Origin of the sequence: Bifidobacterium phasiani (assembly GCF_019331775.1) — a bacterium.
Classification (GTDB): domain Bacteria; phylum Actinomycetota; class Actinomycetes; order Actinomycetales; family Bifidobacteriaceae; genus Bifidobacterium; species Bifidobacterium phasiani.
This window is the reverse complement of sequence record NZ_JAHBBD010000001.1, coordinates 91,834-106,004: the sequence shown is the minus strand read 5'-3', so window position 1 is coordinate 106,004 and position 14,171 is coordinate 91,834. Positions and strand designations below refer to the sequence as shown.

10 protein-coding genes, 1 tRNA gene and 1 pseudogene are annotated in these 14,171 nt (G+C 62.7%); 7 read left to right on the top strand and 5 right to left on the bottom strand.

All coding sequences use genetic code 11. The features are described from left to right. Window positions 1–74 precede the first annotated feature (74 nt). Window positions 75–2,639: a right-handed parallel beta-helix repeat-containing protein gene (locus KIH73_RS00430; protein ID WP_219079548.1), complete on the bottom strand. Its 2,565-nt coding sequence runs from the start codon at window positions 2,637–2,639 to the stop codon at window positions 75–77. 996 nt (window positions 2,640–3,635) lie between these two features. On the opposite strand from KIH73_RS00430, the gene KIH73_RS00425 reads away from it, so the two are divergent. Further along, window positions 3,636–3,712: transfer RNA gene (locus tag KIH73_RS00425), tRNA-Leu, on the top strand. Between the two features lie 791 nt (window positions 3,713–4,503). On the opposite strand, the gene KIH73_RS00420 is transcribed toward KIH73_RS00425, so the two are convergent. Beyond that, complete coding sequence (locus KIH73_RS00420) at window positions 4,504–4,758, bottom strand: hypothetical protein (protein ID WP_219079547.1); 255 nt, start codon at window positions 4,756–4,758, stop codon at window positions 4,504–4,506. A gap of 349 nt (window positions 4,759–5,107) precedes the next feature. Between KIH73_RS00420 and KIH73_RS00415 the strand changes: the two genes are divergently transcribed. From KIH73_RS00415 to KIH73_RS00400, 4 genes are all read left to right on the top strand, one after another. Then, the gene (locus KIH73_RS00415; protein ID WP_219079546.1) at window positions 5,108–8,545 is read left to right on the top strand and encodes a SpaA isopeptide-forming pilin-related protein; all 3,438 of its coding nucleotides are present in this window, start codon (window positions 5,108–5,110) and stop codon (window positions 8,543–8,545) included. 227 nt (window positions 8,546–8,772) lie between these two features. After that, window positions 8,773–10,386, top strand: a complete 1,614-nt coding sequence (locus KIH73_RS00410) for an isopeptide-forming domain-containing fimbrial protein (RefSeq protein ID WP_219079545.1) — start codon at window positions 8,773–8,775, stop codon at window positions 10,384–10,386. A gap of 266 nt (window positions 10,387–10,652) precedes the next feature. Then, complete coding sequence (locus KIH73_RS00405) at window positions 10,653–10,922, top strand: hypothetical protein (RefSeq protein ID WP_219079544.1); 270 nt, start codon at window positions 10,653–10,655, stop codon at window positions 10,920–10,922. Between the two features lie 77 nt (window positions 10,923–10,999). After that, window positions 11,000–11,503 carry a hypothetical protein gene (locus tag KIH73_RS00400; protein ID WP_219079543.1) on the top strand — a complete coding sequence of 168 codons (504 nt, stop codon included), beginning with the start codon at window positions 11,000–11,002 and terminating at the stop codon, window positions 11,501–11,503. A 128-nt stretch (window positions 11,504–11,631) separates the two neighbouring features. On the opposite strand, the gene KIH73_RS00395 is transcribed toward KIH73_RS00400, so the two are convergent. After that, window positions 11,632–11,952: a type II toxin-antitoxin system PemK/MazF family toxin gene (locus KIH73_RS00395; RefSeq protein WP_219079542.1), complete on the bottom strand. Its 321-nt coding sequence runs from the start codon at window positions 11,950–11,952 to the stop codon at window positions 11,632–11,634. Continuing rightward, on the bottom strand, window positions 11,939–12,181 hold the full coding sequence (locus KIH73_RS00390; protein ID WP_219079541.1) for a translation repressor RelB: 243 nt from the start codon (window positions 12,179–12,181) through the stop codon (window positions 11,939–11,941). The genes KIH73_RS00395 and KIH73_RS00390 overlap by 14 nt, the downstream gene beginning before the upstream one ends. Before the next feature lie 234 nt (window positions 12,182–12,415). On the opposite strand from KIH73_RS00390, the gene KIH73_RS00385 reads away from it, so the two are divergent. Next, a complete protein-coding gene (locus KIH73_RS00385; protein WP_219079715.1) occupies window positions 12,416–12,628 on the top strand; it encodes a helix-turn-helix transcriptional regulator in 213 nt (70 codons plus the stop codon). After that, on the top strand, window positions 12,612–13,013 hold the full coding sequence (locus tag KIH73_RS00380) for a hypothetical protein (protein WP_219079540.1): 402 nt from the start codon (window positions 12,612–12,614) through the stop codon (window positions 13,011–13,013). Before KIH73_RS00385 ends, KIH73_RS00380 begins: the two co-directional genes overlap by 17 nt. Window positions 13,014–13,426: 413 nt before the next feature. Here the strand turns inward: KIH73_RS00380 and KIH73_RS00375 are convergent. Continuing rightward, window positions 13,427–13,942, bottom strand: a pseudogene (locus tag KIH73_RS00375) (SspB-related isopeptide-forming adhesin); the annotation flags it as partial. Window positions 13,943–14,171 lie beyond the last annotated feature (229 nt).

The window sequence follows — 14,171 nt, the reverse complement described above, 5'->3', positions numbered from 1 at the left end:
TGCCGCGATATACGAGTGGGGCGGACACCGCGGTGCCCGCCCCACTCGTTCGTCATCGATTCGTCATCGGTCCGTCAGCGCGTCAAGCGTCCATGCCGGGCCGGACCGGGGAGCGATGACCGGCGTCGGCGCGTCGTCGCCGCGGAGACGGCCGACACGGCGACCGCGCCGGCGAGACACAGGACCGCGGCCAGCGCCATGCCCGCGGACGCGGAGCCGCTTGCGGCGAGGCGCTTCGTGCCCTGCTGGCCGGATCCCGCGTTCGAGGCCGCGTCAGCGGGCTTCGTGGGCTGTTCCGGGGCGCCGGGCTGGCCGGTCTGACCGGGGTCGCCCGGGGTGCCGGGGTCCGGCGCGTTCGGGTCGGGGTGGTTGGTAATCGTGATGGTCTGGACGGTCCGCGCGCCGTCGTCCTCGCTCGAGGTCTCGTAGGAGGCGACGTAGCCGGGCTCGTGCTCGTCGACCCGGTAGGTGTAGCGGTGCCGGCCGCCGTCGGCGTCCAGGTAGGCCGACGGCAGATGCTCGACGCTCAGCGTCCAGCCGTGTTCCTCGTCGATGGCCAGGTCCTTCTGGAGCAGCGTCTCGCCGCCCTGCTCGTCCACGCGGTACAGGTCCACGGAGACGGACGCGGGGTGCTGTTCCACGTCGTCGCCCCAGGTCTTGGCGATGTTCAGCGTCGTGTCCTCCCCGGTCGGCAGGCCGAACAGCACGGTGGTGTTGGTCGCGATGGCGCCGCCGCGCGCGGCGGAGTTGCCGGTGAACACGAGGGATGCCTCGGACGCGGCGAGCCGCTTGCCGATGTCGTCGAGCTCGGCGTGCAGGCCGAAGGACCTCCTGGCGTCGCGGTAGTCCGAGGCGTCGATCGGCTCGTCCCCGTCGGAGTACCGGGCGCCCGCGACGTCCCGGTACCAGGTCGCGGCCGCGCCGCCGAGGCTGCGCTCGAGAACCGTCGCCTTCGACTGCGCGTGGTATCCGGAATCCTTCTCCACGGTGCTGCCGTCCTGCTGGCCGTACTTCATCAGGACGTCGTCGGTGTCGTCGGCGTTCTCGTACTGGATGTCGTCGCCCGAGGCCTGCAGCGTGGGGACGTCGACGCGCTGCGTGCTGCCGTCCAGCATCCTGACGTTCACCGCCCCGGGAGAGGGGATGACGCCCGTGGCGGTGTTGCCGTAGATCGCGCCGCCGAACGTGGCGTACATCTCGGTCTGCGAGCTCGGGCACGCCCACACGCCGCCGCCGCGCACCGCGGTGTTGCCGGTGATCAGCGCGTTCCACAGCTCCAGCGTGGGCGAGGTGACGCCCGTGTAGTCGATGGCCCCGCCGAAATCGCCCGCCTTGTTGTCGGTGAACGTGCCGCTCTTGATCTGGATCGTCGCCGCGGTCGTCCAGGACCTGCTGCTGAGCGCGCCGCCGCGGGATATCGCGGTGTTGCCGTCCATCGTGTTGCCGTCCAGCACGGCGGTGCCGGGCGCGGTCTGCGAGAGCGTCACCGCGCCGCCCCGGTAGGCGGAGTTGCCGGTGAAGACGTTGCCGGCCAGCTCGAGGGTCGTGTCCTCGTTCACCTCGGCGTACACCGCGCCGCCGTTGCGGGGCACGGCCGTGGCGCTGTTGCCGGTGAACCTGTTGCCGCGGACGACCGCGGAGCTCGCCGCGGTGCTGACGAAGAACGCGCCGCCGTCGGATTCGGAGACGTTCGAGTCGAAGGTGTTGTCCTCCACGGTCGACTCGTCTCCGAACACCAGCCGCAGCGCCCCGCCCCGCGACGCGACGCCCGAGCGGACGAACGCATGGTTCCCGGTGAACTCGTTGCCGTCCACCCGCACCTTGGTGATCGCCCAGGCGAGCAGCGCGCCGCCGCCGTCGGCGCTGTAGTTGTCCCGGAACACGGAATCGCTGACCTCGAGGGTGGCGCCCGACCCCTTCATCGCCTCCTTGAACGAGTAGGGGCTGGGGTTGGCGAGGTCGTCCTCCGCCACGATGGCGCCGCCGGCGTAGGGGATGCCGGTCTGCGGGGTCCCGTACGCCGAGTAGGTGCGCTCGAAGCGCGAGCCCTGCACCGTCATCTGCGACGCGTACGCGTAGATGCCCGCGCCGCCCGACGCCGACGTGTTCGTCATGGCGGCGTCCTCGCCGCCGAACACGCTGTCCTTGACCGAGAGCGTGGCCTTCCACGCCTTGATCGCCGCGCCGCCGCCGCGCCTGGAGACCTTCGCCACGCCGAACTGTCCGAAGGTCACGCCCTGGACGCTCAGGTCCGAGCCCTGCGCGGCGTACAGGGCGCGCGACGCCCCGTTGCCGGTCGTGTCCCTGCCGTTCCAGCGGCCGCCGCCGGCGCCGAGCATCGTGCCGTTGCGCACGGTCACCGGCTGCGTGGCCGTGACGACCAGCGCGGTCGGCGTGGCGTCGCTCTCGCCTCCGGCCACGGTGGCGTCGTTCTCGTTCGGGGTGAAGCGCATGGCGTGGCCGTTCAGATCGATCGTGACGCCTTTGGATACGGTCACCTGCCGGGTCAGGGTGATGTCGTCGGCCAGCGTGACGGTGTCGCCGTCGTTCGCCGTGTCGATCGCGGCCTGCAGCGTATCGGTGCCGCCCGTGGCCGTGGCGTCGGCGGCGTACGCGGTGAACGGCCCGACGCAGACCATGGCGGCGAGGAGCGCCGCGCACCACGCCAGGGCCGCGGGGCGCGCGGGCCTCGCGGATGCTCCGTCACGGCAAGGTTTTCTTGTGAACATACTGCCTCGTTCTCTTCTGTGGTGATGCCGGCGGGCCTGCGCCGTGGACGGCTCCGGGCCGCCGGATGACGAAACGTCAACGCCCCCAGCATCCCACGCGCCTTACTCGCACCGGAAATACGACGGGGGCACCGGGCCCGCCCGGCCTGTGGCCGCCTATGCCGTGAACCCGCGGCATACGCCGTCCCGGAGCCGCGCGTTCCGGGCGGTCGGCGTCGTGGCCGATTGGGGTCGGGGCGGGGGATGATGGCCGCGGCGTGCGCGGTACGATGAGCGGCTGAGGTAAGGGAGGGCGGCGGCCGTCGCCCGGCGGGACGGTCGCCGGTTCCGGCGACGGGTTCGTCATGGCGGCATGGAATGAGCGTGGTCGTTTCCGTGCCATGGCGGCGGGCCCGTTGCCGTGTCCGCTGAGGTGCGTCGTGGATTCGCTGCGGCGATGGCGCCGGCGGGCGACGGATGGCGGGCGACGGTGCCAACATGGCGATGCCAACGCCGAGCATTCGGATCGCCAGCCAGTTACCGGCGTTGCCGACGTGGCATTCCAACACGCCGTCCAGATCGCCGGTCGGCATGTGCGTCCGATGCCGTCGGCGCGGCGTCTCCTTGGACTCCCGCGTGTCTTCGAACGCCAGGCGGATGACCTCCTTGAGCTCGGCGAGGTCGGCGTGGCGGCGCTTGGATCGCTTCGCGTCCCGCTTGGACGCCTTGGTGTATTCCGTTTGCGCATCGTCAGATGTCCAATGCGGCGCACATCTCGTCGGCGGCGTCGAGGACGAAGCGGCCGGCACCGAGGCCGGTCAGCTTGGCATTCGTCGCTCCGTCAGGGTGCGACGATCCCGTCGCGGGCCAACGGAACGATGGCGCTGGGGCGTGTCGTGTGATATATTTCCCTACGTCGCACAGTTGGCCCCTGTATCCCAATTGGTAGAGGAAGCAGCCTCAAAATCTGCGCAGTGTGGGTTCGAGTCCCACCGGGGGCACCATCCAAGGCGCGGGAGCGACGATCGTCCGGGGACGGGCGGAGCCCCCGCGCCTCTTGTTTTCCCCGTCCTTTTCCTCGGGCGGGGCGATGATCCGCTCGTCGGAATCCCGGTACGCGTCCCAGAACACCCACACGCCGGCCACCCCCGCCAACGCGAGCAGCCACACCGGCAACGCCAGCACGCCCGCCATGCCACGCTCCCGCCCGACGCCAGGAACGCCAACGCGCCGAACACGAACCCGAAGCGGGATCGCGGCCGCCAAACGACGCGCCAGCAGCGACTCCTGGAACTCGAACCCGCGGAACTCCCGATGATGCCCGCCGACCCATTCCCAATCCGCGAGCCGGTCCACCAACGCCGTCAACGTCATCGGCCCCGCGCCGAACGAGGCGACCACCGCGTCCACGATCGTGCCCATGTCCTTGTCCAACACGGGCCGGCCATCCGGCGACAACGCCTCCGCGATCGTCGTGATCGCCTTCCTGCGCGCGGCCATCACCTCCGACGCCCACGACGCCTGCTCGCCCCCGGCCACCCGATGCCCCGGAGGCTTGAACGGATTGATCACCCTGCCACGCCCTGGGGCGACCACCTGCTCGCCCACATGCCCGGCCACACGCGCCCACTCGCCCTGACGATCCGATTGCACGATCACATGGCGCCCGTACTCGATCTCCCGCACCGCCATCACCTTCGCCAGGAACGACTTGCCCAGACCGCGCAACCCGCTGATCAGCACATCCGGACTCCTGGTCATCCCCAGATCGAACGACGACGCCCGGCCGGCCGGATCACACCGGATAACCACCCGACGCTAACACTAACGCGAACACGACCAACACCACCAGACACGCCAACACGCCCAACGCCATCCACAACGCCGCCATACGCCGCTGCCGACCGCTCAACGCCAGCACACGACGCTTCAACCCACGGCCGAACACCACGCTCCGCTCCGAGACCACCAGATACGCCAGCATCCGATACGCGAAACATGCCGCGCCCACCACCAGGACCGCCACGACCAACGACGGGACCACACCCATGACACACGCTCCTTCGAACACGAAACCAGGACCGCCGCGACACACGACGATCCGAACACACCACCCCGCACCGCACCGATATCGGACACGACGAACGGACACGCGGAAAGTGGTGGCGAGTCGGACACGCAAACCCCTACTCCCGAAACACCGGAACAATCCGAACAGGGGGTTCGACGTGAGACAAAACGGGGGTAAGGGGGGATGACAAGGGGTATCTTGGCGACCTGAAGGTGTTCAAGGAGAAGAGGCCCACGACAACCGGGGCGACCAACCGAACAGGAAGGGACAGACATGAAGCAAAAAACGACCCGGGGGGGGGGGTAACCGCTTTAGGCTCATAGCCGTCGTGGCCGCGTTGGCGATGCTCTGCACCTCCGTGGCCGCCGGCACGGCCCTCGCGGCGGACGACGAGCCAGCCGACGCCACAGACACCACCCAGACCCAAACCACACAGACCATCGGCGACGACGATGATGACGACGGGGCGGACGACGCGACCATCGACGACGGCCAGGCCGACGCCGACCCGCAGAACGGCGATGCCCCCGAAACCACGGACGGCGGGACGACCACAAACGGACAATCCGGCGAGCCGTCCGAGGACGGTGACTCCGGCTCTCAGCCCGCGCTGCAGTCCGACGACACGGGCGTCGCCACGCAGGCGCTTGACGAGCATACCGTGCAGGGCGTGACGCCGCGCGGCACGACGATCAACCTGTTCGACTACTGGGTCGACGGCACGGCCGAGAACCCGGCGAACAACGGAACCAATCAGAGCAATGGAATTAATAAGGGCCATACCCTGAAGTTCGGCGGTGGCGGCAATACGTCCGGGCCCGCCAGCTTCACCAACATCAATCAGTATACGGGCAACGCAAGTCCCCGTACCGGTATCGTTCAGAGTGGTCTGAGCAATGGATATCCAGTGCTGTCAGAAGCAACGGGGAGTGAGGGGGAGTCCCTCGATTACCTCTTCGATCCCAACACAGAGGAGGGCGCTCGCGCCACTCATACCAACGTGGGCGGGCTGCTTCAGGTCGATGGCGACGGCTATTACTACTACAACAGCCACGACAACTTCGCGTCATACGTTGACGGAGAGAACAACGACTTCGTCCTCTACAACAAAAATGCGGTCAAACACGGCGGCACCTCTCCTGACGGCCAGTTCTTCCCGTTCAACAAAGGCGCCGATGTGTTCAACGAAGACGGCACGGCGAAGGACATAAACTCCAACAATTCCGTGATCAACCACTACTTCGGCCTGACGATGCAGACGAATTTCGTCCAGCAGTACGGCGGCCACGTCGATAAAGACGGAAAGCAGCCGGTTACCTATAACTTCTCGGGCGACGACGATGTGTGGGTGTTCGTCGACGGCGTGCTGGTGGGCGATCTTGGCGGCATCCACGACGCGACCGCCCTGCAGATCGACTTCTCAACGGGCGAGGTCATCATCTTCGATGACAACAGCGCAAAAATCCAGGAGGGCGACAAACAGGTGCCCAATCCGACCAACCCTGATAACGGCAACAACCACTATGATGCCGGCGAGACGGTCTATACGGAGACGAAGACAACGCTGAAAAAGCTGTTCGTCGATGCGGGCGTGGACACCTCGAAGTTCAACGGAGACACCCTTCCCGACAACACGTACCACACGCTCAGCTTTTTCTACATGGAGCGAGGCAACGTCGACTCGAACATGTCGCTGAAGTATAACCTGGTGAACATCCCCGAGTCCGGCGTGATGAAGGTCGATGCCGTCGGGACTCCGTTGAACGGCGTCAACTTCAACCTGTACCCCGCCGACTCCAATTACACAATCAAGGATGAGTTGAACCCGTATACCGCCACGACCGACAGCACCGGCAACCTGATCTTCCGCCATCCGGATGCCGGCACGTCGCAGGGCACCCCCGTTTCGCTGAACGAACTTGGCGAGGTCAGCCAGTACTGGGTTCTTAAGGAGACGAATGTGCCCGAGGGCTATCGCAGCAACGGGGACGTGCAACTCAGGTTCGCCTACGGCGATGATACGACGAATAAGGGTACTGGCCCGCTGCTGGTGAGCAATCAGTGGGATTCCGGCGCATACTCCGAACCGCATGTGACCGTGCAGGCCGACTCGACGGTGACGGATATCGATGGCGCGTCCCATAGTCTGGCCGAGGGTACCATGTTCGCCGTCGTCGAGAAGAAGGTCGATGGCGGCTGGCTGCCCGTGTACGGGGATCCGTATGGGGGATGGCAGTTCGCAAAGGACGAGAGCGTGAACTCCTTGGCCGCGGCGGGGGCGCGGAACATCTTCATTCCCGGCACCAGCGGCGCGTACGAGGTGACGATCGAGAACCTGCCGGGCGACATCACCACGTACGAGTACATGCTGAAGCATCACGGCGGCAGCGCCAATGACGCTCAGTACCGTGTCAAGTACTTCTATACGACCGGCGACCTCACCGATGCTGTCGAGATGAATCCAGAGGTCAGCGGAAGCGAGTTTACCCGCGTCTTCTCGGTGACGGTCAACCTGACGAACCCGAAGAACGAGCTGAAGCTCGTCAAGACGGACGAGGGTGGCAAACCGCTTGCCAACGCGGAGTTCACGCTCTACCATGCGGACGAGAACGGCGCCATCACCTCGGATGTCATCAACACGTTCACGACCAATGACAACGGTGAAATCGACATCGCCAACAGCTCCGGCATGCTTCCGGAGGGCAAGTACGTGCTCGTCGAAACGAAGGCTCCGGATAACTATGCGCCGGAGTCCACGCAGATTCCGATCATCGTGGACGACGACGGCGTGCACGTGAACGCAGGCACGGCGGACGACAACGTGACTGTGACCACGAAGCCGGGCACGCTCCTGTATAGCATGAAGGGCTTTGCCGCCAACGACCAGGTCGACGCGACCCTGCACGACATCGCGGTTCAGCCGCAGAATGCCACGGAGCAAGAATATCCGGCCTCTGACGCGAGCTGGCAGAACGTCGGCACGCTCACGCATATGCAGTACATAGACGATAACGACAAGGTATTGAACTATACGCCGACCGAAGACGTTAAGGATAACGGCGATGGTTCCTACACGGCCCACGCCGGATGGTCGCGTCTCAACATCCAGCAGTGCATGATTCACGGCACCGATTCCGTCAAAACGGATCTGTCCAAGTGGGAGCCGCCGGTAAGCAACCTGAACCACCTGTTTACCGGTGACGTGACCATCAACGTCACCAACCGCAGGGCCGAGGCGTCGTTCTCGATCGCCAAGACACTGGACGGCCGTAAATGGGAGGACACCGACACGTTCTCGTTCACCGTGACATTGGACAGTGGCGATGCTGAAAATGTCGTGCTGCCGTCGAGTAATGGCACCACTTGGGGAACCGAGACCAATCCGGTGGTCATCTCAAGCAGCACCGAGAAACATACGGTGTCCTACGGTTCCATCGTCTTCACGAAGATCGGCAAGTATGAGTTCACGGTTGAGGAAGTGGAAGGTGACATTCCCGGCGTCAGCTATTCGGACGCCGTGTTCGAGGTGACCGTGGAGGTGACCGATCTGGCGGTCGACCCGCAGGTGACCGTCAAGAAAACTGGCGGTACAAGCGACGATACGGCTGTAGACGGCACGGTGACGTTCGCCAACTACTACCGGACCGTCTCGAGTCTGCCGTTGACCGGTGGCGACGCGACCGCGCGGAACCTGCTGCTGGCGGGTGGTGGTGTGCTGCTGCTGGCGGGTGCGGCGTGGCTGCTGGCCCGCCGCAAGAGGGTCTGATTCGAGTGCTTGGCCGGGCGGCTTTCGCCGCCTGGTCTCGGGGCCGGCTGTTCCGGCTGGCCCTTGTCCCATTAACTATTCAGGGTTTCCCGCCTGTCTTCGTCCTTCCGGATGGGTTGGGGTGTTGTCAGGAGGGACGAAAAACCAGATAACTGAAGAATCCATTTTTCCAATAGTCATCCCGCTCCTGCTTTTGTGGGGGTGGGGGAGTTAAGGAGAAAAGAACCATGATGATGAAGGGCATGTTGAAGAGGTGCCTGGCCGGTGTGGCCGCCGCCGCTCTCGCGGTGACGGGCATGGCCGCCATGACCGGCGCCGCCAACGCCGCCAGTCTTGAACTCAGCGGCGACACCGTCGGCGGGCACACGTACACTGCGTACAAGATCGCCACGTACGACACGAACAAGGTAACGTTTGACGACGACGGAAACCTGACCGGCATCGTGGTCGATACCGTCACTGAGTGGGAAAAAGACGCGGCGGACGCGGTGGACGCCGCACGTACGGGTGCGACCTCGACGGATGCTTACGCGAAGTACGGCGATCCGGTCGCCTACGCCGCGGCGTCGTTCATGGACCGGGGCGCCGAACTCAACCAGTTCGCGCAGTATCTCGCGAGCCATGTCGCGGGGAAGCCCGTTGCAAGCACCCAGCCCGTCAGCAAGGATGATGCGGCTGTGGAGTTTGCGGACCTCGAAGAGGGCCTGTACCTGATCGTCGATTCCAATGGCTTCCCGCTGACCATCATCGGCACCTCGGTGACCATCGGCGGCCAGAAGTATGAAACGCTTGGAGAAACCCCGCTGGGTAGGGCCGAGGTCAAGCCCGACACGACCACGCAGAAGAAGACAGTGGACAAGAACACGGTTTCGGTTGGCGATACCGTGACGTACACGCTGACCGCGACCATTCCCGAGTTCGTCACCAGCGAATACACCCTCTCGTTCCGCGACCAGCTGGGTCTCGGCCAGACCGCGGACCTTGCGCATCTGACCGTGACCGCAATGGGCGTCGACGCGGAAGAAGGCACTGCCGCCACTCCTCTGACGCGTGACGATAATGCGTCGCCCGAGGCGGGGACCTATTCCGTGCTGATGAACAATCAGACGGCCGAAAACACTCTTGAGGGTAGCGATATCGCACAGTTCGAGGTCCGTCTGAACCAGCCGTCGGAGCATGCCAACACGATCATCACCGTCACGTACACGGCCACCGTGACGCAGAATGCTCCGTACGCCGAGGGCACCCTGAACCAGATGGTCCACAACCGTCTGGTCGATGAGAACGGTACGACCATTCCCGGTACGGAAACGACCGTGCATCTGTACGGCTTCGAGTTCACGAAGACCAACAAGGGCGGTGTGCTGCTGCCGGGTGCTGGTTTCAAGATCAAGAACGAGCAGGGACAGTGGCTGAAGTACGAGGAATCGACCGGTGCTTGGGCCGTTGCCAAAGATGCGAACGAGGATGGCGAGACTGAAGACGACGCCACCGAGTTCTTCGGCAATGGCGGCAATTACTCGTTCAAGGGATTGGCGGCTGGTAAGTACACCGTTGTTGAGACTACGGTGCCCACTGGTTATATGCAGAGCGTCAAGCCTGAGTTCACCGTTACTCTCGGCGAGAGCGGCCCGTCGTTCCAGGGTGCTGGTAAGTGGGCTGATTTGGTGGTGACGTCCGAGAGTGGCACCACGGTCATGAACGCGAAGAATGTGACCGAGCTGCCCATCACCGGCGCCGCCGGCATCACCATGTTCGTGGTCTTGGGCCTGCTGATCGCGGGCGCGGGCATCGCGGTGTACATGAAGTCCCGCGGCGTGCGCAACATGATGCGCGCCTGATCCGACACACCGGACAGGAAGGCCGGCCGGCCCGAGTTGTCCGGGTGACCCCGCCGCGATGGCGAATCGAACGCCAATCGCGGCGGGGCCCACCCGTTCCGCCACGCCAAACGACGAAGGGCCTCACCTATCGTGAAGCCGCCGGCGGCATAAGACGGGCGCGCCGGGGCTGTTCGGACCGTCACGGACCTGCGGTCGCTACGGAACGGCGGACGGGATTCGGCAACAGCGGACCCACGGACTGGAACACACGGAAGAACACCTGCATGAGCAACTTACAACATGAAGAAGTAGAGATGTCGCATGGCTGCACCGGAACGACAACGGGGGGCTGGCTGATCAGCCATCCCGATCCCGGGCTGAGGATCGCGATTCGACGTAGCCGGTTCGGCTGGAAATGGAAGGTCGAACGCGAAAGCGGGGGCCTGCTCGACACGCTCGTTGAAGAGACCGCGCTGACCCGCAAACGCGTCAAACGCAAGTCCGAACATGAGTCGGCGCGCATCCACCGCATGTCCGGGACACGCAAACGATGATGACCACGGTCGTGGGCGGGCGGCGGTGAGATGGGGATGAACGGGATCGAGGTCGAGCCAGAGACAAGGGGAGCATCATGGCCAACAGATCCGAAACGATGTTCAGCGAGCGGGAGATTCGCTATCTGCGTTCCCTGCCCGCGGTCCAGAGCGTCACGCAGAAACGGATCAGATACACCAAGGCGTTCCGCGACGACTGCATCCGCCGATACAGGAACGGGGAATCACCCGTGGAGATCTTCCGCAAGGCCGGACTCGACTCGTCGCTGATCGGCTACAAGCGCATCGAACGCTGCATGGCCCGATGGCGGGACGAACCCGACGGCCCGGAACCACGAGTCGACGCCATGCAGCCCACGTCGTTCGACATCCCGGAGGACGAGCGATGGGTGGGCTCCGGCACCCCGCCGACGGGCGACGCGAGATACGGTAGGGAACGTGATGCGAGATTGGATAGCGACACGCGGTTCGCGTACGAGCTGGTCATCACCCAGCAGGCCAGACGCATCGACGAACTCGAAAGCAAGATCCGACGTTTGGAGCACCGGCTGGACGGAACTGGCGAACCGTCCGCCGGCTAGCACGGACGCCACGACGAGCAGGGGCCCCGGAACCATCAGGTTCCGGGGCCCCTGCTTGTCACGGTCCGCCGTCACGCCGGGTACGGCGGCGGACCCGGGTCACTCCTCGTCATGCGGCGGAGCCGAGGTCAGAGTCCGAGAACGGTTCTCAGCGCACGTGAGACCCGGGTCATGTCGGCGTCGGGGAGTTTCCCGATCCGGGAGCCGAGCTCGTCCTTGCGGACGGCGAGGATCTTGTCCGCCATGACCCAGCTTGCGCGCCTCAGTCCCGTTTCCGGCAGATCCTCGATCCGGACGCGGCATGCGTCGTCCCGCTCCACCGAGGTGAGCAGGCAGACCACGACGGAATCATACGACGGCAGCGTGCCGTCGGATTGGACGACCAGCACGGGACGGGGCTTCGAGGCGTAGCCGCGGCCGGCCACGCTCCAGATCTCACCGCGTCTCATCGAGCATCCTCATGCTCATGTCGTCGGCGAAGTCCGTGGCCTCCCGTTCGGAGTCGAAGGGCTCCGCGTCCTGCCGGACTCGTACCGCGTAGGGGAACCCGCCGGCCGCATTGAAACTGGCGATGAACATGCGCAGCACGTCGGACGCGGTCGTCCCCAATCGGGCGGCCGTGTCCTTGAACAGCTCCGCCTGCTGGTCGCTCACCCGTGTGGATACCTGGACGGTCATAGCTCACCTGCCTCTATATCGGTTACGATATATAGCATTTTACACCTCTACACTACCTTTCTGCACCTATATGGCAACGTGGATACGGGCACTGTTGCGACGAACATGGCCAAGGTGCGCGCAATTACCTATAACGATAAGTTGATCAGCGAAATGGAAAGCACGCTTGACATTAGAGCTATATTTGCTATAACAAATATATGGAAAGTTTACTTTCCATGGGAAGGGGGTGTTTTGAAAAACCGATTAGAAGAATTACGAAAGCAGAGAGGTGTCAAGCAAGAAGATTTAGCTACTGCACTGGAAGTATCTCGCCAAACAATAGGTTCTTTGGAAAACGGACGATACAATCCCTCTATCATATTGGCTTTTAAAATTGCAAGATACTTTCACATGAGCATTGAAGAAATCTTTATCTATGAGGAGGGAAATGAAGATGAAGAATAAAAATCAAATTTGGTACATTGGATATATTATTTCATTATTGTTAGTCCTTATCATTCTTTTTACGGATTTTCCAAAAATGGTGGATGTTGGGCTTGCAGTTTTATCTAGCGTGGTATTTAGTGTTTCTCATGTTCAAGTTTTGCATAACAAAATGATGAAAAATGATGCTGATTATAAAATCAATGTTATGGACGAACGTAATATCATGATTAAAGAAAAGGCGGGTAATGTGACAAATATGGTTAATACCATGTTGTTAGGTTTAACAACCGTCGTATTTATTTGCTTGGGTTACGTAATTCCAGCGATTGTTATTGGTGTTATTGTTGTAATTCAGCCTATTATATTGATTACTATCAGCAATATGCTTGAGAAACAAATGTAGAAATAAGATGTGTTGATTATGATTGGATTAAAGAAACAAGAGATGAAATAAATTGTTAAAGGCTGAGGCAAAGACAAGCGGTGTTCCTGTATCGGAACTGAGAGTAGAAATACAGGCTATCATTGATGAAACTGTAAACGGTGCAGACCCGGAGGTAAAGGCGAACTTCAAGCGATATTTTGGAAACAAAACGCCTACACCAGAGGAATATATCCATACGGTTACAAAAAGACGATCTAACAAAGGCCTGGTGCTATAAAGGGACTTGATGTATGGGACAGATATAATATTCTATATTGTCTTCCTTCGAGTCATTATTTAATGGCACACGAACAACTAAATATTGTATTGCACACACTGATGGTCATGGATCCGTGAATATCTCGCTGCGATTACGTCGAACGGTCCTCGTCGGACACCGACGCGCGGTCGGTGTGCACGTCGCTCACGCCCCTGAGCGTGCCCTGGACGTCCACGATGTCGCCCGGCTTGAGCACGAGCGTGTCCCAATCGTCGGGATACTGCAGGTCCACGACCTCGCCGTCGCCGACGATGGTCTGGTCCTCCAGCTTCAGGTCGGACGCCTTGAATCAGGCGCCCACGCCCGTGTCGGGATCCACCGAGCTCGTGTTCGTGATCGTGAATACGATGGTCGGGTCGCCGTCGACGCTGTCGCTGCCCACCGTGACGATCACGTCCTTGGCGGGGTTGATCGGCGCCAACGGGTTCGTGACCGTGTGGGTCACGTCCTTGCGGTCGTTCGTGATCTGCGTGGCCGTGTTCTCGACCACGTACCCGTCGTCCACGCGGATCACGGTCATCGGCAGCACGAGCGTGTACGCGCGGCCGAGCACGGACTGGTCGATGGACGGGTCCGCGAGCGGGTCGAGGTCGCGGTGCAGGTACTCGTCGAGGTCGTCGGTCAGCGCCTGGTTGATGAACCGGTCGGGGTCTTCGCCGCCCCACGGGCCGATCCAGATGCCGGGGCGACCGCGCTCATCGCGGCGGGCCGGCGATGCGGTCCGTCGGCTTGCGAAAGTTGAAACTCATGATGTGAGTCCCACCGGGGCACCTTCGGTCTTCCGCTTCTTTATTCTTTCTTCGATCGTCGTCCGATGCCTTGCGTCGTCGTGCGCATCCGATGCGCCTGTCCGACGC

Excerpts from the sequence above, each read along its gene's own strand:
- KIH73_RS00430 (WP_219079548.1), bottom strand. The coding sequence starts at position 2,639 with ATGGTCTGCGTCGGGCCGTTCACCGCGTACGCCGCCGACGCCACGGCC.
- KIH73_RS00395 (WP_219079542.1), bottom strand. The coding sequence starts at position 11,952 with ATGAGACGCGGTGAGATCTGGAGCGTGGCCGGCCGCGGCTACGCCTCG.
- KIH73_RS00390 (WP_219079541.1), bottom strand. The coding sequence starts at position 12,181 with ATGACCGTCCAGGTATCCACACGGGTGAGCGACCAGCAGGCGGAGCTG.
- KIH73_RS00400 (WP_219079543.1), top strand. The coding sequence starts at position 11,000 with ATGGCCAACAGATCCGAAACGATGTTCAGCGAGCGGGAGATTCGCTAT.
- KIH73_RS00410 (WP_219079545.1), top strand. The coding sequence starts at position 8,773 with ATGATGATGAAGGGCATGTTGAAGAGGTGCCTGGCCGGTGTGGCCGCC.
- KIH73_RS00420 (WP_219079547.1), bottom strand. The coding sequence starts at position 4,758 with ATGGGTGTGGTCCCGTCGTTGGTCGTGGCGGTCCTGGTGGTGGGCGCG.
- KIH73_RS00380 (WP_219079540.1), top strand. The coding sequence starts at position 12,612 with ATGAAGATGAAGAATAAAAATCAAATTTGGTACATTGGATATATTATT.
- KIH73_RS00405 (WP_219079544.1), top strand. The coding sequence starts at position 10,653 with ATGAGCAACTTACAACATGAAGAAGTAGAGATGTCGCATGGCTGCACC.